This window comes from Priestia megaterium (assembly GCF_041941685.1).
GTDB classification, from domain to species: Bacteria; Bacillota; Bacilli; order Bacillales; family Bacillaceae_H; genus Priestia; species Priestia megaterium_C.
Map to the genome: position 1 here is coordinate 2488161 of NZ_CP130958.1, position 17566 is coordinate 2505726.

General features: G+C 36.1%; 19 protein-coding genes, 1 tRNA gene, 2 pseudogenes and 1 riboswitch. Of the genes and pseudogenes, 17 read left to right on the forward strand and 5 right to left on the reverse strand.

The genetic code is table 11. From position 1 onward, the window contains the following. The first annotated feature begins 3 nt into the window (after positions 1-3). Positions 4-846: a fructoselysine 6-kinase gene (locus Q5794_RS12825; RefSeq protein WP_214988007.1), complete on the forward strand. Its 843-nt coding sequence runs from the start codon at positions 4-6 to the stop codon at positions 844-846. A 41-nt stretch (positions 847-887) separates the two neighbouring features. On the opposite strand, the gene Q5794_RS12830 is transcribed toward Q5794_RS12825, so the two are convergent. Continuing rightward, positions 888-1619 carry a GntR family transcriptional regulator gene (locus Q5794_RS12830; RefSeq protein WP_214988011.1) on the reverse strand — a complete coding sequence of 244 codons (732 nt, stop codon included), beginning with the start codon at positions 1617-1619 and terminating at the stop codon, positions 888-890. Between the two features lie 294 nt (positions 1620-1913). Here Q5794_RS12830 and Q5794_RS12835 point away from each other — a divergent pair, with 294 nt between their 5' ends. The 5 genes from Q5794_RS12835 (at position 1914) to Q5794_RS12855 (ending at position 4831) form a co-directional block, all read left to right on the forward strand. Beyond that, complete coding sequence (locus Q5794_RS12835; protein ID WP_192993198.1) at positions 1914-2933, forward strand: STAS domain-containing protein; 1020 nt, start codon at positions 1914-1916, stop codon at positions 2931-2933. A gap of 188 nt (positions 2934-3121) precedes the next feature. Continuing rightward, entirely contained in the window at positions 3122-3550 is a 429-nt protein-coding gene (locus tag Q5794_RS12840) for an SRPBCC domain-containing protein (protein ID WP_097823383.1), read from the forward strand. Then, on the forward strand, positions 3551-3886 hold the full coding sequence (locus Q5794_RS12845; protein ID WP_192993200.1) for a helix-turn-helix transcriptional regulator: 336 nt from the start codon (positions 3551-3553) through the stop codon (positions 3884-3886). It abuts the gene before it with no gap. A 183-nt stretch (positions 3887-4069) separates the two neighbouring features. Continuing rightward, positions 4070-4249 carry a hypothetical protein gene (locus tag Q5794_RS12850; protein ID WP_374989168.1) on the forward strand — a complete coding sequence of 60 codons (180 nt, stop codon included), beginning with the start codon at positions 4070-4072 and terminating at the stop codon, positions 4247-4249. 21 nt (positions 4250-4270) lie between these two features. Next, positions 4271-4831 (forward strand): MBL fold metallo-hydrolase, encoded by a 561-nt coding sequence (locus Q5794_RS12855; protein WP_374989215.1) that lies wholly within the window; start codon positions 4271-4273, stop codon positions 4829-4831. A gap of 80 nt (positions 4832-4911) precedes the next feature. On the opposite strand, the pseudogene Q5794_RS12860 reads toward Q5794_RS12855, so the two are convergent. Further along, a pseudogene (locus Q5794_RS12860) lies at positions 4912-5714 on the reverse strand (alpha/beta fold hydrolase). A 334-nt stretch (positions 5715-6048) separates the two neighbouring features. On the opposite strand from Q5794_RS12860, the gene Q5794_RS12865 reads away from it, so the two are divergent. The 8 genes and pseudogenes from Q5794_RS12865 (at position 6049) to Q5794_RS12900 (ending at position 11835) form a co-directional block, all read left to right on the forward strand. After that, on the forward strand, positions 6049-7017 hold the full coding sequence (locus Q5794_RS12865) for a rhodanese-related sulfurtransferase (protein ID WP_192993206.1): 969 nt from the start codon (positions 6049-6051) through the stop codon (positions 7015-7017). A 205-nt stretch (positions 7018-7222) separates the two neighbouring features. Continuing rightward, a complete protein-coding gene (locus tag Q5794_RS12870) occupies positions 7223-8080 on the forward strand; it encodes an SMP-30/gluconolactonase/LRE family protein (protein WP_214988015.1) in 858 nt (285 codons plus the stop codon). Positions 8081-8304: 224 nt separating this feature from the next. Further along, positions 8305-8667 (forward strand): group 1 truncated hemoglobin, encoded by a 363-nt coding sequence (locus Q5794_RS12875; RefSeq protein ID WP_025751868.1) that lies wholly within the window; start codon positions 8305-8307, stop codon positions 8665-8667. Between the two features lie 140 nt (positions 8668-8807). Continuing rightward, positions 8808-9557 (forward strand): annotated as a pseudogene (locus Q5794_RS12880) (4-hydroxyphenylacetate 3-hydroxylase N-terminal domain-containing protein); the annotation flags it as partial. A 6-nt stretch (positions 9558-9563) separates the two neighbouring features. Then, complete coding sequence (locus Q5794_RS12885) at positions 9564-9986, forward strand: 4-hydroxyphenylacetate 3-hydroxylase C-terminal domain-containing protein (protein ID WP_374989216.1); 423 nt, start codon at positions 9564-9566, stop codon at positions 9984-9986. A gap of 14 nt (positions 9987-10000) precedes the next feature. Next, positions 10001-10264, forward strand: coding sequence for a 4-hydroxyphenylacetate 3-hydroxylase C-terminal domain-containing protein (locus Q5794_RS12890; RefSeq protein WP_374989169.1), 264 nt, complete (start codon positions 10001-10003; stop codon positions 10262-10264). Between the two features lie 148 nt (positions 10265-10412). Then, a complete protein-coding gene (locus Q5794_RS12895) occupies positions 10413-11219 on the forward strand; it encodes a DUF817 domain-containing protein (protein ID WP_214988017.1) in 807 nt (268 codons plus the stop codon). Positions 11220-11274: 55 nt separating this feature from the next. Further along, positions 11275-11835 (forward strand): hypothetical protein, encoded by a 561-nt coding sequence (locus tag Q5794_RS12900; RefSeq protein WP_374989170.1) that lies wholly within the window; start codon positions 11275-11277, stop codon positions 11833-11835. A gap of 30 nt (positions 11836-11865) precedes the next feature. On the opposite strand, the gene htpG is transcribed toward Q5794_RS12900, so the two are convergent. After that, positions 11866-13743 carry a molecular chaperone HtpG gene (gene htpG, locus Q5794_RS12905; RefSeq protein ID WP_374989171.1) on the reverse strand — a complete coding sequence of 626 codons (1878 nt, stop codon included), beginning with the start codon at positions 13741-13743 and terminating at the stop codon, positions 11866-11868. A gap of 210 nt (positions 13744-13953) precedes the next feature. Next, positions 13954-14032: riboswitch (ZMP/ZTP riboswitch) on the forward strand. 169 nt (positions 14033-14201) lie between these two features. On the opposite strand from htpG, the gene Q5794_RS12910 reads away from it, so the two are divergent. From Q5794_RS12910 to Q5794_RS12920, 3 genes are all read left to right on the forward strand, one after another. After that, complete coding sequence (locus Q5794_RS12910) at positions 14202-15401, forward strand: phosphoglycerate dehydrogenase (protein ID WP_013057119.1); 1200 nt, start codon at positions 14202-14204, stop codon at positions 15399-15401. A gap of 123 nt (positions 15402-15524) precedes the next feature. Then, complete coding sequence (locus tag Q5794_RS12915; RefSeq protein ID WP_328246222.1) at positions 15525-15986, forward strand: hypothetical protein; 462 nt, start codon at positions 15525-15527, stop codon at positions 15984-15986. 569 nt (positions 15987-16555) lie between these two features. Continuing rightward, complete coding sequence (locus tag Q5794_RS12920) at positions 16556-16705, forward strand: hypothetical protein (protein ID WP_013057122.1); 150 nt, start codon at positions 16556-16558, stop codon at positions 16703-16705. Between the two features lie 117 nt (positions 16706-16822). Here Q5794_RS12920 and Q5794_RS12925 read toward each other — a convergent pair. Next, positions 16823-16894: transfer RNA gene (locus Q5794_RS12925), tRNA-Ala, on the reverse strand. 126 nt (positions 16895-17020) lie between these two features. Further along, a complete protein-coding gene (locus tag Q5794_RS12930) occupies positions 17021-17551 on the reverse strand; it encodes an HD domain-containing protein (protein WP_374989172.1) in 531 nt (176 codons plus the stop codon). Between the last annotated feature and the right edge of the window lie 15 nt (positions 17552-17566).

Here is a 17566-nt window from a genome sequence, read left to right on the forward strand (position 1 = left end):
CAGATGAAACTAATTGGAGTAGGGGATAATGTAGTAGATTACTATAAAGACCAAGGAAAGATCTATCCAGGCGGCAACGCACTAAATGTGGCCGTATTTTATAATAGATTGAGCAATCATCACTCTTCCTATATGGGAATCGTGGGGAATGACGAATCGGCAGAGCATGTAGTAAATACTCTGCAGCAAGAAAAGATGGATATTAGCAGAGTAAGAAGAGCTGTAGGAGAGAATGGAATGGCGGTTGTAACACTTGATGAACAAGGTGATCGAATTTTTGTAGGATCAAATAAAGGGGGCGTTCAATCTAGATTAAAACTAATGCTGAATGAATCGGATTTAACCTATATTCGTCAGCACGATCTTCTTCATACGAGCGTTTTTAGTCATTTAGAATCTGACCTTCCACTGTTACATAAAGTCATTGATATTTCCTTTGATTTTTCTACGAGATACGATGAGGAATATTTACAGCAAGTATGTCCATATATCAGCTATGCATTTTTCTCAGGAAGCAGCCTGCCAGAAGAAGAGTGTATGAATTTAATAAAGCGAGTACACTTGTTAGGAACCAGTGTCGTATGCGTGACAAGAGGAGAAGAGGGAGCGTTATTATCAGTCGAAAATCAATTATTTAAACAGCCTATAATTCCTACAAATGTAGTGGATACGCTTGGGGCTGGAGATTCTTTTATAGCTGGTTTTCTTTCTTCTTATCTACCAGAAAAAAACATAGCCAAAGCCCTCCATAATGGAGCATTGGTGGCATCACAAACCTGTCAGAATTACGGAGCATTTGGATATGGAAAAGAATATAACGCAGACTGTGCGATAGTTTTAAAATGAATAAAATAGCGCCTTTGCTTTTAAAGCAAGGCGCTATTTTATTAAGAATTAGAACTGTCTATAGTGAACGTAACGCGATTCGCAGGGTAGTGTAGAAAAGATGAATGAATCGGTCTTTTTTTTGCATCATACGCCACTTTTTCCACTTTAAACAGCGGCTCTCCGACTTCACATTCTAAATGTTTTGCTTCATCCACATTTGCAAATACCATGTTCAATAATTTTTTATTATGAACCGGAGCAATATTGTACTTATTTTTTATAGTATCGTACATTGAAACTGAATTATGGACGTGCTGATCTAAGTGTGGTAACAATTCTAAGGAGTAATGAGAAATTTCTAAGGTAAGAGGCTGGTCGTCATAATACAGGATGCGCTGCAGTTCAAGGACTTCACTTTCTGGAGGGATTGATAACATCTTTGCCACATGAGCTTTTACAGGTTTTATACCAAAAGACAAAATTTTAGTCTGCGGTACTTTCCCTAATTCCGACATATATTCTGTATGCCCATTAACGGCAAACAGCTCTCTCTTAGCTTTGGGATATTGAACAAAGGTTCCTTTTCCTTGCTGACGTATCAGAAGGCCTTCTTCTACTAAATCTAATACGGCTTTTCTTACCGTAATCCGACTTACTCCGTATATATCGCACAAATCCGTTTCAATTGGAAGTTTTTCACCCGGAGTATAAACTCCTTTATTAATATCTTCTGTAATAGCCTGTTTTAACTGCATATATAAAGGCGTAGAGCTATGAGTATTTAGCTTCATCTTTTTCCTCCTCTTTCCTAAATACTTTCTTTTGAATATAATTATATTATAACGTAATGTGATGTTATATTACAATTTGCTTTCCTTCCTTTTTATCATGTATGTTTGATACAAAAGAAAGAAAGGTTGGCGAATTCAAAGTTCTATAGCATTCACCTTTCTTTTTCATTAATTGAAAACATGGGTAATGGTTAGACAAGCAATAGAAAATATGCAACAATTTTTATTACCAGCTTCTTCAACATAAGATAAATTATAAAGAAGGTAAGAACTTTATAAAAAGGAGATTCCGCCATGGGTGAAAAAAAGAAGATTGATATAGGTGGTCTTAGTTTTGCTTGGGATTTAGAAAAAGGACAATTTAGCTTTGAAGGAGAAGATGCGATCCTTTTTTGGATTTCTTCTGCGATGAAAACATTGTTTGACACAATCGAAGAAATATCTGGAGAAGAGGCAGCTTCTGTAGTACTGGAAACCACTGGTTTCCGACAGGGATTAGTAGTAGGAGAGTACTTTCAAAATATGAAAGGCGTAACGGTTTTTGAAGCGGCTGAGTTAATTACAAATACATACGCTTCGGCTGGATGGGGAAAAACTACTATCAAATATTTAAATCCTGAAAGTAAAACTCTATCTGCTGAATTAAAAGACAGTTGGGAACATAAAATTAACGTTGCGCAAAAGAAAACAAAGGGAGGAAATTTTCTTCCGGCCCATTATGCAGGGATTTTTACAGGACTATTCGGAACAAATATTTGGTACAAGGTGATTCAACATCAAATAGAAGGGCATGAATGCACTGCAGTAGAATACTTCCCTTCCAACATTGATATCACTCAAAATATTCATCAATTAGCCAGAAGAAAAGAAGCGCAGAAAATAGAACATTTGCAAAACATTGTAGCAGAAAAAACAGTAGAGTTAAAAGATCTTATTAAAAAGCTTTCTTCTCCTATTATTCCGGTTTTGGAAGGCATAGTCGTCGTTCCTTTGATTGGCAAATACGACGAGGATCGAACTGAAGATTTGATTGTCAATACATTAAATAACCTCCCAAAACATCAGGCTAATTATCTTGTGCTGGATTTAACCGGATTGGATAAAGAACTTACTGAATATACGGCAAGTCTTATTGAAAAATTAGGTGCAGCAGCGTCCTTGATTGGTACGAAAACAATTTTAGTAGGAATTTCTGCTGACTTAGGCTTAGTTATATCAGAGACCCATATTGATTTATCAAAATATGATTGTTTTCAAACATTGCAGCACGGCATTCATTATGCATTGGCACAAAGCGGACGAAGCATCGTTTAAAAGATATATTTGAAATATAACAAAATGCACTCATTCAGCATCATAACAAATCTCTTTATCAAAGAACGGAAATGTATTGAAGGATTTCATTTTTCAAAAGAGGAATTGACATGAAATTAAAAGGTGTTATATTATTTTTTATACAACCTTTTGGTGTTATTTTTTAAAAAAGGAGAATGAAGATAACGATGAATGATAAAAGTGTAGTAGAAGATGTAAAACAGACGATAATCTTTAATGCGCCGATTCAAAAAGTTTGGGATAAAGTAGCAACCGCAGAAGGGCTCCAACAATGGTTCATGCCTAATGATTTTCAGCCTCAGGTAGGATATGAATTTCATTTGCAATCGCCTTTTGGACCATCTCCGTGTAAAGTATTAGAAATAGATGCACCAAACTATCTTTCTTTCTCTTGGGATACGGATGGATGGGTCGTTTCGTTTACCTTAAAAGAAATGGGTAATCAAACTGAATTTACGCTTATTCATAGCGGGTGGAAAGAAGCTGAAACACTTCTTGAAAAAGCAAACGAAAAGAGTTCAGTGGTACGAGATAGAATGAGCTACGGGTGGATTAGTCTCGTAAATGAAAAACTTCGAAAGGTTGTTGAAAACTAAATGACTTCATCAGCTGCCAAGCATGATATCTTTCAAGCCATTGCTGATCCTACTCGAAGAAAAGTACTTGAGCTGCTTTCTAAAAAAGAATTGCCTATATCAGAAATAACGTCTCATTTTTCAATAAGCCGTACCGCTATTGTCAAGCATCTTCATATACTTTCAGAAGCAGACTTAGTCCATGGACAGAAAAAAGGCAGAGAAAAAGTGTATTATCTTCAGCCAGAGCCTTTAAAAGAAGTACAAGATTGGCTTTCTTACTACGAGCAATTTTGGACGAACAAATTATCTATTCTTCAGCATATTGTTGAAAGAGATGAAGAAAGAAATCAATAGAAAAAGCATAAAAACGTTTTTTATAGGGAATATAGCAAAGCCAGTCGTTAAAAAGACTGGCTGTTTTACATAAAAGCTGATTTTATTCTAGAAGGACAAATAAAAGAAAGATGCAGAACAACATAGGACATTTCTTGAAATAAAAAGATAGACCTTTAGAAGAAAAGAGGGGGAAACAGAGCAATGAACAAGCTTTTATTTTACGGGACGAGCGATGCTCAAGGAGTGCCTCGATTATTATGTGACTGTAAAGTATGTACACAAAAAGATCAATTAAATCAGCGCACAAGGCCTAGTGCACAGTTTACAATGGACGGTAACGTGTTTTTGATTGACGTATCACCTGATTTTAAACATCAATAAAAAATCCCTTCTACCGTTTTTATTACTCATCCTCACAATGACCATGTGGCTGGTTTAGGAGATTTAGCTGATTTATGCTATTGGAATAATGTAAATACAGAAGTCGTAGGAGCACCTGAAGTCATCAGCGAGTTAACCGAAAGATTTCCTTATCTCGCAAAAAGAAAAGGGCTTACCTTTAAAGGAACGTTAAAATGGGATAGTGGAGAAACAACCATTACGTTTCATAAAGTAAATCACGGATTTAACGGTCATTCCTACGGCATTGTGGTTCATCAAAAACAAGGCGAACGCTGGGCATATGTATCCGATTCTTTTAATGTGACAAAAGAACAGTGGCAGCCCTTTTACCACTTAGATTTACTGATATTTGGTACATCTTTCTGGAAAGAATATCTTCAAAAAGAAAAAAGATCCGTATATGACGTGACAGAGGCAATGGAGATCAAAGCGAAGCTACAGGCAAGAAACATGGTGTTTACTCATTTATCACATGATATCGATATTCGAAAGCACGCTGAGATGCTCTCAGATGAAAACGTAAGCTTTGCCTATGACGGACGCGAGATTTTATTACCCTAAGTATAGCAATACATAAACGCATAAAAGGTTTCATTTAAAGAAGCAGCGTAGCTAAAGCGCTGCTTCTTTAAATTTGTAAATTAGATATGTTCGATAAAGTCGCTTACAACTTTGTTAAATCGGTCGCTTTCTTCAAGAAAAGGGCAGTGGCAGCTGTTCTCAAAAACTTCAAGTGCAGAACCTGAAACCAGCTTTTGAATATGTCTTCCAGCTGCTACCGGAATGAGCTTTTCTTCTTTTCCAAAGCACAGTAAGGTAGGGATTGTAATAAACGGGAGAGAATCTCGATAGTCCACAATGGATTGATCAAACAAAATAGCACTGGCTATCGACTCAGGCATTTTCGTTACTTCTTTCATAATCCAATGTTTATCTTCTTCAGTTAATTCATCCTTAAACATAAGCGGAATAAAATTTTCTAATGTACTTGTTCGATCAAGCTGAATACCCTGCATGAGCGAAATAAGCGCAGGTAAATCAAATGCACCGATCGGAAAGTCGGGCCATTTAAAATCTGAAGCCATTTCATCTACAATAATATTTCCTTTTACATTTTCTTGACCAAATTGTTTCAAATATTCCCACACAACAAAAGCACCCATCGACCAGCCTACTAATATGACGTCTTTTAATTGATGAGTGGTTATAAACTCATGCACATCACGAGCATAAGTGGAAATTGTATGGCCGTATGGAGTATGACTTGAATTTCCATGTCCTCTTAAATCCAAAAGAATAGTTTGATACTGTTTTGAAAAAAAGAAAGCTGGTTATGAAAAAAACGACTGCTCATCCAAACTCCGTGAATGAAAATAATAGGTGTTCCTTCCCCTTGTTGTTCATAGTACAAAGTTGCACCGTCTTTTAATGTATAAAAAGGCATCATTTTCGCCCCCAATCTCAAAGATTTATATCTCATCATGTATGCGCGGGAACATTCATGTAGAACGTATCGCGTCAATAAAATTTTTATTGAAGAACAAATCCTAGAAGTGAACGCTTTGATATGTTATACTATTACAGGCTTAAATACTGTATGTTTTTGAAACAATCATTCACTGTAATACTTTTTAGATAGAAGCATCCTTATAAAAAGGATGTTGTTTTTGTCGTAATGTACCTTTAAGTAATGAATTGTTACCATCAATTCGGTTCACAATAACCGACCTACATGCATTATATCTTGCAAATATAAACAGATAGGTGGAAGAAGCAACATGACTGAAAGAAAACCATATCAAGTACTACTATATTATTTGTACACTCCAATTGAAAATCCTGAAGAGTTCACAGCTCAGCACTTGGCATTTTGTAAAGAGCTTGAATTAAAAGGACGCATTTTAATTGCGGCTGAAGGGATCAATGGAACGGTATCAGGAACAGTTGAACAAACAGATAAATACATGGAAACGATGAAAAATGATCCTCGTTTTGAAGGTATTGTATTTAAAATAGACGAAGCAGATGAACATGCGTTCAAAAAAATGCACGTGCGTCACCGCAAAGAATTAGTAACTCTTCGATTAGAAGAAGATGTGAATCCTCTTCGTGTAACGGGTAATTACTTAAGCCCAAAAGAATTTCATCAAGCGATGCAAGATGAGAATACGGTCGTAATTGATGCACGAAACGATTATGAATACGATTTAGGTCATTTCCGAGGAGCTGTGCGTCCGGATATTCGAAACTTCCGTGAGCTTCCTGAATGGATTCGCGACAACAAAGATCAGTTTGAGGATAAAAAAATCTTAACGTACTGCACAGGCGGTATTCGCTGTGAAAAATTCTCTGGATGGCTTCTTGAAGAAGGTTTCGAAGATGTAAGCCAGCTTCACGGAGGTATTGTAACATACGGAAAAGATCCGGAAGTACAAGGTGAACTATGGGACGGTCAGTGCTATGTATTTGATGAGCGCATCAGCGTACCAGTTAACCAAAAAGAGCATGTGATTGTCGGAAAAGACCACTTTACCGGCGAGCCTTGTGAACGCTATGTTAACTGTGCAAATCCAGAATGCAATAAGAAAATCTTAGCTTCTGAAGAAAATGAACACAAATATTTACGCGCTTGTTCACATGAATGCCGAGTGAGCCCTCGTAACCGCTATGTAAAAGAACACGGTTTAACAGAAGAAGAGTTTGCAGCACGTGTTAAAGCGCTTGAAAAAGAACACGTAACTTTATAATAAAAAAAGCAGCACGCTATACAAAGCGTGCTGCTTTTTTTATGAAAAGATTCTCTTAGAACCTGGTGTTTAAAGAATGTCATACAACGGGTATTTATGAAAAAGGAAAGATATTCCTAGCTTTTTTTATTTGTTTAAAAGAATATTTTTTTGAGAAAGCGATTATAAAAAAGGTTGTACATAAAAACGAAAAAGGAGCTTGAAAATGGAAGCGAAAATTGAAAAAAAGTACGATGGCCGTTTGCTTGAAGGACCCCTATGGGATGAAGAAAATCAAAAATTAGTGCTAGTAGACATCTTAGATAACAAGCTTCTTACGTACGATCCAAAAACGACAACTTTAGAAGGTATTGCTCTTCCTTCAGTCGTTACAAGTGTTTCTAAAACCAATCATTCAAAATTGATTGTCTCCACCCGTAATCAGCTGCTTTTAGTTGATAAAAACAAAAAGAATCATGAAGAGTATATCCGTTTAGATACTCTTGAAAAAACCATGCGTTTTAATGATGGGAAATGTGATCCATATAATCGCTTTTGGATTGGAACGATGAGTGAAGAAGATGAAGAAGGAAAAGCCCAGCTGTACGTAGTAGATGAAAAAGGTGTCATTAAGAGCGCTAAAGAAGGATTAAGCGTGTCAAACGGGCTAGCTTGGAATCGAACAGGAGACAAATTCTTTCTGGTTGATTCACCGAAAAATAAAATTATGTCTTATTCATTTTCGAAAGAAACAACCAGGCTCGAAGATGAAAAAGTGGTGATTGACCTTTCAGATATGGACGGGTTTCCTGATGGAATGACAATTGATGAACACGACCGATTATGGGTAGCGCTTTGGGGAGGTTCGAAAGTTATTTGTGTAGATCCAGATAAAGGAGAAATTATAGAATCTATTCATCTTCCTGTTTCCAATGTAACCTGCTGTACATTTGGAGGAGACGATTTACAAACCTTATTTATCACCACAGCTAAGGAAGAAGAAAAATACGAAGAAGCTGCCGGCTCTCTTTTTTCATGCCGAGTAGGAGTAAAAGGCGTGCCGGCTTATACTTACGTATATTAGATAAGCGCTTGTAAAAATGTAATGATTCCTAAAGCCCAGTAACGAGAGATGTTACAAGCAGCTTCTACAATTCCTTTACATTGTGTTCACTTCTTTACATTTTATTCTTTATGAGGAAGAGGAATAAAATATGTGGACAACGAATTTCCATAGAGAAGCCTTTTAAAGAATATGAACACTTTTATTGGGTAATAATGGGGAAAGGTACAAAAGGAGGAATTGTTTTGGAACAAACATTGTATGAAAAAGTGGGCGGACAAGAAGCTATTGAAAAAGTAGTTGATTATTTTTATTCTGAACTCGTATTAAAAGACGAAACGGTCAGTCACTTTTTCGAGCATACGGACATGGATAAACAGCGTCGGCATCAAGCCAAGTTTATAAGTTTTGCCTTAGGTGGCCCGAATCAATATTCAGGAAAGTCGATGGCCAAAGCACATGCAAATATGAATATTCAACCCGAACATTTTAATGCAATTGCTAAGCATCTTCACGATGCACTTGCTCACTTTAATGTTGAAGAGCCTGATATTGACCAAGCATTAAGTAAAGTTGAATCCCTAAGAAATGATATTCAATATAAATAACTCATAACAAAAGAAGGTTACTGTAACCTTCTTTTTTTATGCTCAAAGCTGTGATGTATGAAGGAAACATGGAAAAGACATCGTAATATGATAAAAATGCAATAGGTAAAAATATTTATCGAAAGTCTGGGAGTGGGAGTATGTCAGCAATTAATGGGAAGCAATATGTAGAGAGAATTAATCAATTAAAAGCAAATGTATGGGTTGATGGCAAGCTCGTAACAGGCGATATATCAGAACATCCGGCTTTTAAAGGAGCCATTAACAGTCAAGCTAAACTTTATGATTTTCAGCATGATAAAAAAATTAAAGATATCATGACATACCAATCTCCGGATTCTGAGGATTTTTTTGGTACATCTTATTTACAGCCTAAAACAAAAGAAGAGTTAAAAAAAAGACGAGAGATGACTCAGCAATGGGCGCAATTAACCCATGGTATGATGGGAAGAAGTCCAGATTATATGAATACCGTATTGATGGCTTTTACATCCTCTGCAGAACTCCTGAGAGGAACAGAAAATTGCTTTCCTGAAAACATCATTTCTTATTATGAATATGTGAGAGAGCACGACTTATCGCTCACTCATACATTCATCGATCCTCAAGTCAATCGAATCCCATTTTATTACGAGCAAAACGACTAACCGATAGCAGCAATAGTAGTTGATAAAAACAATGAGGGAATCGTTATCCAAGGCGCGAAACTGCTTGCTACACAGGGTGGAATGACGGATGAGCTACTCGTACTGTCTTCAGCGGGCATTCAAGGAAAAGAAAAAGGATTTGCTTTTTCGATTCCAAGCAATACAAAAGGAATTAAATTTATTTGTAGAGAATCATTTGCAGGAAAAGATTCGACGTTTGATTATCCATTGAGTTCTAGATTTGAAGAAATGGATACAATTGTTGTCTTTGACCATGTATTAGTACCGTGGAACCGCGTGTTTTTCTATGAAAATGTAGACGTATCAAATACATTTCTTTCTTCTAGTTCCTTCTCAGCTTTTGCTCTGCATCAAGTAACTTCAAGGAGAATTGTCAAAACAGAGTTTGTATTAGGGATTGTACAATCTCTAATTGAAACGATTAACATTAAGGACTATCCGCATGTACGAGAAAAAGCAACGGAGCTTATTATTGCGTTAGAAACGATGAAAGCTCTCGTGATGAAAGCAGAAGAAGAAGCGGAGATTGATCCATGGGGATACATGCGTCCGAATGAAACTACACTTCGTATTGCCGCAAATATATTTTCAAAAACATATCCTACCTTTACAGAGATTATCCAGCCTTTACAGAGATTATCCAGCTTTTAGGTGCAAGCGGACTAATGGCAATACCAACAGAAAATACGTGGCGCTCATTGGTTAAAGAAGATATTACGCGTTATTTGCAAGCTAAATTGAGAGGGGCAGAAGATCGAATTAAGCTTTTTCGACTAGCGTGGGATTTAACTATGAGTCCGTTTGGCACAAGAGAAACGCTGTATGAACGTTTTTTCTTTGGAGAGCCTGTACAGTTAACCAGTTATCTGTACTTATCTTACGATAAAGAGTGCTATGTACAGAGAGTCACTGATTTTTTGAAAAGTTAACGGAGAAAACGAATCTCCGCTGGGTATGATAGTTTAGTTACAAAAACAGCGGAGATGCTTATTGAATAAATTTGAAAAATCTGCAATAATTTTCAGGGAATCATTTCTGTGAAAATACTAAGGAATACTATAAAGATAGGATGTTACAATGAAGCAATTAATCTATTTTGGTTTAGAACAAGCAAAATCTTGTGTTTTTCCTGTTATTATTTTCCTTACATTGGCTATGACAAAAATAATTGAAGTACCGTTTATTTCTAGATATGACCTTATTTTGTTAGTCTGTCTAGGAACTCAAGTTTTAATGGTGATGTTTAAACGAGAAACGCTTGATGAAGTAAAAGTCATCGCAGTATTTCATTTAATTGGACTAGCGCTAGAACTCTACAAAGTTCATATGGGCTCATGGAGCTATCCGGAAAAAGCTTTTACTAAAGTCTGGGGAGTGCCGCTGTACAGCGGATTTATGTATGCTAGTGTAGCCAGCTACATGTGCCAAGTGTGGAGAAGGCTTGAATTAAAGCTTGCGAATTGGCCTTCTACGTGGATCGTCAGTATACTAAGTATGGCTATTTACCTTAATTTTTTCACGCATCATTTTATTTACGACTTCCGCTGGTTTTTAAAACTTTTTACTTTACTTATTTTTTATCGAACTTTTGTATATTTTACGGTTAACAAACGTACATATCGCATGCCTTTAGTATTGTCTTTTGTACTGATTGGCTTTTTCATTTGGATCGCTGAAAATATCGCAACATTTTTCGGAGCATGGCAGTATCCAGATCAACAGCAGCAGTGGACAATGGTTCATATAAGTAAAATTAGCTCTTGGCTTCTTCTTGTGATTGTTAGTTTCTTGATTGTTGCTTTACTAAAGCATTTAAAAGAAAATCAAAGCCAATTTAAACAAAGGAAGAAATCAAAAGAAACAAACGAAATATATGAAAGATAGAAACATAACTATGTACACGCTATTAATATGAAGTGCAGAATCTTTGGAGGCTTATATGCAAGAATATATTTTTTATCTTCCCTATTTTAAATCAGCGGGGAAGACCGTAGCAGTTACAAATGAAAATGGAGAAAATGTCGGACAGCTTAAGAGAATGCATAAAAATATGTGGACGAAAAGTATTGATTTTTTAACTCGTGATGGACTTCCAGTTTTAGATTCTATTTCTTGGTTTCCTATCTTTTCCTGCGGCTTAAAGGTACATTTACAAGTTCAATGGGAAGGAAGAACGATGTTTATTGATTACGTGAAAAAACACCGGTGGGTGATAAAAGAAAATGGAAAAACAGTGGGAGATCTATTAGGTAAAGAAATAATTAAAAACGAAAGAGCACAAGAAATTAGATGGGGAAGTAACGTCTACATGTTAAGCAGTCATGAAGCTGTAGAGGAAGCGTGTATTTTTAATCAAAAAAGAGAAAAAGTCGCAGAGTTTAAATCAGACCTTTTTCATTTTAAAGAAGGCAAACACTCAATAAGAGTAACAGAAGAACTGCCCGTACCCATTTTTATCGCTTCTTACTATATAACTAATTTTATTATGCCATACATATAATCAGGCGCAGAATGATTCTGCGCCTGATTTTTATATCATGATTTTACAAATATCATTTGTGAATTCAACGGGATCACTAATAGATAAGCCTTCAATTAGAAGAGCTTGGTTATATAATAAATTTGTATAAAGGTCTAATTTCCCTTTATCATTTTCAAATGCATCTTTTAAAGAAGCGAATACATCATGATTTACGTTAATTTCTAACACTTTTTCTGCTTTTACATGCTGATTGTCAGGCATAGCACTTAAAATTTTCTCCATTTCAATCGTTACTTCACCATCAGCTGATAAGCAAACGGGATGTGTTTTTAAACGTTTAGACGCACGCACATCTCCTACTTTTCCCGCCAAAGCTTTTTTCATATAGTCAAATAGCTCTTTATTTTCTCTTTCCTCAGACTCATTGAGCTGTTCTTCTTCTGCTTCAATCCCTAAGTCACTGCTTGAAACAGATTTAAATTCTTTTTCTTCGTACGTCATTAACATTTTAATCGCAAATTCATCGATATCTTCTGTAAAATATAGAATTTCGTACCCTTTATCTGCAACCAATTCTGCTTGAGGAAGTTTTTCAATTCGGTCGTACGATTCGCCTGATGCATAATAGATATACTTTTGATCCTCAGGCATGCGCGATACATACTCATCTAGTGTTACGAGCTTTTTCTCTGTAGAAGAATAGAATAAAAGCAGGTCTTTTAATACATCTTTGTTGCTGCCAAAATCACTGTAAACGCCGTACTTCAGCTGGCGGCCAAATGATTCATAAAACTTCTCGTACTTTTCACGTTCGTTTTTAAGCAAGCTTTTTAATTCATTTTTGATTTTCTTGCCGATGTTTTTGGCAATCAGCTGAAGCTGTCGGTCTTGCTGCAAAATTTCACGTGAAATATTAAGAGATAAATCTTCAGAATCTACCATGCCTTTTACAAAGCTAAAGTAATCTGGAAGAAGATCTGCACATTTATTCATAATTAAGACGCCGTTTGAATACAGTTCAAGTCCTTTTTCAAATTCTTTTGAGTAGTAATCAAACGGACTATTTTCTGGAATAAATAAAATGGCATTGTAGCGAATCGTTCCATCCACATTAATATGAAGGTGAGTGAGCGGTTTATCAAATCCGTAGCGCTTTTCTGAATAAAACTGCTCATAGTCTTCTGAAGTCAATTCATTTTTGTTTTTCTTCCAGATCGGCACCATACTGTTGATAACTTGTTCTTCTGTATAATCTTCTAGCTCGTTATCAGAACCTTCTTTAGGACGTTTTTCCGTTATGCCCATTTTAATCGGGTAGCGAATAAAGTCTGAATACTTTTTAATGATCTCTTTTAAACGATACTCTTCTAGATACTCATCATATGTTTCATCTTCTGTATTTTCTTTAATTTTTAAAATGATTTGAGTTCCAATCGTTTCTTTTTCGCAAGGTTCGATTGTATAACCATCAGCACCAGTAGATTCCCATTTATAGGCTTCATTGCTGCCTAACGCTTTACTAATCACCGTTACGACATCTGCCACCATAAACGCTGCGTAAAACCCAACGCCGAATTGGCCAATAATTGTGTGCCCATCCTTTGTTTCATTTTCGTTTTTAAACGCAAGAGAACCGCTTCTCGCAATTGTGCCCAAGCTGCTTTCAAGCTCTTCTTGCGTCATGCCAATCCCAGTATCCGTAATGGTTAAGGTACGGTTAGTTTTATCTGGTGTTACTTTTATGTAATAGCTTTCTTTGTTAAAACGCAAGGAGTCGTCTGTTAAAGCTTTGTAATAAATTTTATCGATTGCATCGCTTGAATTTGACAGAAGTTCTCTCAAAAACACTTCTTTTTGAGAATAGATGGAATTAATCATCATCTCTAATAATCGCTTTGATTCGGCTTTGAATTCTTTTTTTGACATAAGAAGTTCTCCTTTCCAAATAGGGGTTATAAAATAATTAGCACTTGAGTGGATAGAGTGCTAATCACTCTTCTTATTTAACATGTATTAGGATATTTGTCAACATATTAGGAGATTAACTAAAGAGATTGAAAATTAGACTGAAAAAAGCAAACTTTTAAAAAAAGGTTGAACGTTCTGAAAGAGTTTGCTAGAATATACTTAATTTCAAAGACTATATGTGACTGGCGAAACGCGGATAACCGTGAGGAAGCATATAGTGACGTAGCCGTTCGCCTGGGCAGAGGTAAGGGATTAATACATATCTCTTACCTCTTTCTGTTTAAGGGGAGAGGATATGGAAGTTACCAGACATGTAGGCTGAAAAACCAGACTTTTAAAAAAATTAAAATTGAAGTTCCTTTATTCAAGGGTAAAAAACATGTAAAACTACGATGATAATCAGAGGAGAGTACAAAATGAGCACATTAACATTAGAAAAAGTACAAACAATCAAAACATTAAACAACATTGCACAAAAAGGTCTAAATGTTTTTAATCAAGAAGGTTATCAAATTGACAACGACAGCGAAAACCCAGATGCGATTGTCGTGCGTAGCTTTAACATGCACAGCATGGCATTTGACCAAAATTTAAAAGCTATTGCACGAGCTGGAGCGGGGGTTAATAATATACCGGTGGACGCTTGCACGGAGCAAGGTATCGTTGTATTTAATACGCCAGGGGCTAATGCAAACGCAGTAAAAGAAATGGTTTTAACTACAATTATGGCTTCTTCTCGTAACTTATTTGCTGGAGTTGAATGGACAAAAGGATTAGACGGCCAAGGTGATCAAATTCCTAAGTTAGTTGAAGCAGGTAAAAAACAGTTTGTTGGAAAAGAAATCAAAGGTAAAACATTAGGCGTTATTGGTTTAGGTGCAATTGGTGCTCTTGTAGCAAACGATGCGCTTGATTTAGATATGGACGTAATTGGTTTTGATCCATTCATTTCTGTTAATACAGCTTGGAATTTGTCTCGCAACGTACAGCGTGCAATGTCTCTAGAAGAACTATTTGCAGCATCTGACTATATTACGGTTCACGTTCCATTAACGGACGATACAAAAGGGGTTTTCAATAAAGAAACGTTTAGTATCATGAAACCAGATGTTCATATCTTGAACTTCTCACGCGGTGAGCTTGTAAACGAAGAAGATATGAAAGCTGCTCTTGAAAGTGGAAAAGTTGGCCGATACATTACAGATTTCCCAAATCAAAATGTCTTGAACATGAAAAATGTTGTGCCAATTCCTCATTTAGGGGCATCAACTCAAGAATCAGAAGAAAACTGTGCGGTAATGGCAGCACGTCAAGTGAAAAATTTCTTAGAAACAGGAAACGTTAAAAACTCAGTGAACTTCCCGAATGCATCTCTTCCTTACACTGGGAAAAAACGCGTAGCTGCTTTCCATCACAACGTGCCGAATATGGTAGGACAACTTACACAAGTATTCTCAAACTACAATTTAAACATCGCAGATATGGTGAACAGAAGCCGCGGTGAATATGCGTATACAATGATCGATATTGACAATCAAGTAAGTGATGAGATTGTGCCTGAGCTAGAAGAAAAAATTGGTCAAATTGAAGGAATTATTACAAGTCGTATTATCTAATTTGGTTCCCATCATATTTTAGTGTTTCAGCCCTAACTTTTCTAAGTTAGGGCTGTTTTTACATGGTGTTTACCTCATATCATTTCCTTTATTCTCATAGCATATAGAAATACCTTTAAAGAGGTGAACGTTTTGTCAGGAGAACTGATAGGAATTTTGATAGGGTCGCTCATCGCGCTGGCAGGAACATTCATTACGTCTGTCGTAGCTATAGTGATGTCGAAAGAGCAATACAAACAAGAGCTTCGCAAAGCATTTATCCAAAAGAAAGTTGATGCCTATACCCATGTGTGTCAAGTTATTCTAGCTATAAAAAATGATTTACTTACAAAAACCGTTTCTTCAGCCGGCTTAAACTGGACGGCTCAATCTATTAACAAACTAGCAGATGTGTGTATTACGGAAGGACCATGGATCGATGAAGAAGACAGCAAAAAGCTGGAGGTTCTGCAGAAGCAGCTTTCAAAGTTTGTATTTGATGAAATAGAACTGTCTAGACATGATATCCTCACAACCTGTTATAAAATTGTTGAATATTGTGAAAAAAAGGTAAGGATTCTTCATTTTATGACTACAAAAGAATAGGTGATTACTACTTTAAGAAGTGATAGTAGAAGTATTAAAAAAGCATCGGAATATAAAGTCACAAAACAATCCGTTTATACACCAGTAGTCGACGAGGGCACTAGTAAGGAAAAGGCCAAGGGGAAATTTCATTTTGTAAAAGCGATAGGAAAAGATAGGCTCAGTACCGGGTCTATCTTTTTACGTTATCTTAAGTTTCAATTCATACTGGCTTCATATAAATTAATCATACTGAATGTATTAATGAAAGATATGAGGTGGAACAATGCTAAACAAGCTTTTTAAACTATTTACACCAGAAACCGAGATATCTAAAGATAAAGAAGTAGATCTCCACGAAGAGAACGATTTTAACGAAGTTTGTGATGATCATTTCATTATAGATGAGTATTAGAAGCCCTATAAAACGCTGCAAAATTTAAAGAATTGATTGATTATATCTGTATAACCATTAATCGTACAAGGTTCGTAAAGGTATACTTTTACGGCCGATTAATATTGATGAATTGCTTTTTACATGAAACAATGCGAAAAAAATGGGCATCCTAGAAGCAAAAGGAGGGGATAGAATGGGCAAAGAACCAAATGATGAAACAAGTGAAGGGCTGAATCAGCTTTTTGAAATCATCAATGCAAAAGGCGACGAGGGCGAACTTAGAGAAATTGTCAGTAGGAGCAGTGAAAAGAATAATCATAAAAATCATGAGGATCAATCGTAAAAAGAAAATAAAAAACCTCTTCATGGAAATCATGAAGAGGTCAGATGAAATAGTATTGCAACCATTCCATCCTGCAGAGTTTTAAAGTGTTTTAAACTCTTGATACGACTGGTTTTATGGAACTGATGGGATTCGAACCCACGACCCCTTGTCTGCCAGACAAGTATTCTCCCACTGAACTACAGTCCCGATTATGTAGAGCCTTTATTGCGTGTTGACTCTACTATATTCTAATACGTATGGCGCGCGTTCGCAATAGTTATTTTCAGTGTTTTCTAATTTCTTCATATGAATATTAACTTCTAAAAAAATCATTTACTTCTTGTTTGTACGTATAAAAAAACTTGGAATTTGGCTTGGTTCCAATCCTTTTGCAGCGTATTTGCTGATGGATTCGTAGTACCATTTCTGTTTTTCGAATCCTCTTTTAAAGCTATTCCAAATCGTATCTCCTTGCTGATCGTAGCTTTCTTTTAAAGACCGTAAATTGTCTAATTTATCTGCTACAATTAAAGATTTCACTTCAAGAGAACCAGTTTTCACGATTTGAATTGTATGCTGTTTACGTTCTTCCCAGCTTTTTGATTTGTCTTCTGTATGAGCTTCAACAATACCAGCTACCTCTAAACCAAATCTTTGTATAATTTCTTCGAGTGTTACACTTGTATCTTCTACAGCATCATGCAGATAAGCTGCTGCAATTACTTCTTCACTAAAACCCGCTTTTTCTAAAATATTACCTACGTTAATAGGGTGAACAATATAAGGTATATCGGACAGCTTGCGCATTTGGCCGCTATGAGCGTGTTCTGCATATCTACGTGCTTCTTTTATTAAAGACATCATATTCCTCCACTTTTT

Excerpts from the sequence above, each read along its gene's own strand:
- Q5794_RS12885 (WP_374989216.1), top strand. The coding sequence starts at position 9,564 with ATGGATACAATTGTTGTCTTTGACCATGTATTAGTACCGTGGAACCGC.
- Q5794_RS12870 (WP_214988015.1), top strand. The coding sequence starts at position 7,223 with ATGGAAGCGAAAATTGAAAAAAAGTACGATGGCCGTTTGCTTGAAGGA.
- Q5794_RS12930 (WP_374989172.1), bottom strand. The coding sequence starts at position 17,551 with ATGATGTCTTTAATAAAAGAAGCACGTAGATATGCAGAACACGCTCAT.
- Q5794_RS12845 (WP_192993200.1), top strand. The coding sequence starts at position 3,551 with ATGACTTCATCAGCTGCCAAGCATGATATCTTTCAAGCCATTGCTGAT.
- Q5794_RS12825 (WP_214988007.1), top strand. The coding sequence starts at position 4 with ATGAAACTAATTGGAGTAGGGGATAATGTAGTAGATTACTATAAAGAC.
- Q5794_RS12865 (WP_192993206.1), top strand. The coding sequence starts at position 6,049 with ATGACTGAAAGAAAACCATATCAAGTACTACTATATTATTTGTACACT.
- Q5794_RS12890 (WP_374989169.1), top strand. The coding sequence starts at position 10,001 with ATGGCAATACCAACAGAAAATACGTGGCGCTCATTGGTTAAAGAAGAT.
- Q5794_RS12900 (WP_374989170.1), top strand. The coding sequence starts at position 11,275 with ATGCAAGAATATATTTTTTATCTTCCCTATTTTAAATCAGCGGGGAAG.
- Q5794_RS12830 (WP_214988011.1), bottom strand. The coding sequence starts at position 1,619 with ATGAAGCTAAATACTCATAGCTCTACGCCTTTATATATGCAGTTAAAA.
- Q5794_RS12895 (WP_214988017.1), top strand. The coding sequence starts at position 10,413 with ATGAAGCAATTAATCTATTTTGGTTTAGAACAAGCAAAATCTTGTGTT.
- Q5794_RS12850 (WP_374989168.1), top strand. The coding sequence starts at position 4,070 with ATGAACAAGCTTTTATTTTACGGGACGAGCGATGCTCAAGGAGTGCCT.
- Q5794_RS12835 (WP_192993198.1), top strand. The coding sequence starts at position 1,914 with ATGGGTGAAAAAAAGAAGATTGATATAGGTGGTCTTAGTTTTGCTTGG.
- htpG (WP_374989171.1), bottom strand. The coding sequence starts at position 13,743 with ATGTCAAAAAAAGAATTCAAAGCCGAATCAAAGCGATTATTAGAGATG.
- Q5794_RS12840 (WP_097823383.1), top strand. The coding sequence starts at position 3,122 with ATGAATGATAAAAGTGTAGTAGAAGATGTAAAACAGACGATAATCTTT.
- Q5794_RS12910 (WP_013057119.1), top strand. The coding sequence starts at position 14,202 with ATGAGCACATTAACATTAGAAAAAGTACAAACAATCAAAACATTAAAC.
- Q5794_RS12920 (WP_013057122.1), top strand. The coding sequence starts at position 16,556 with ATGGGCAAAGAACCAAATGATGAAACAAGTGAAGGGCTGAATCAGCTT.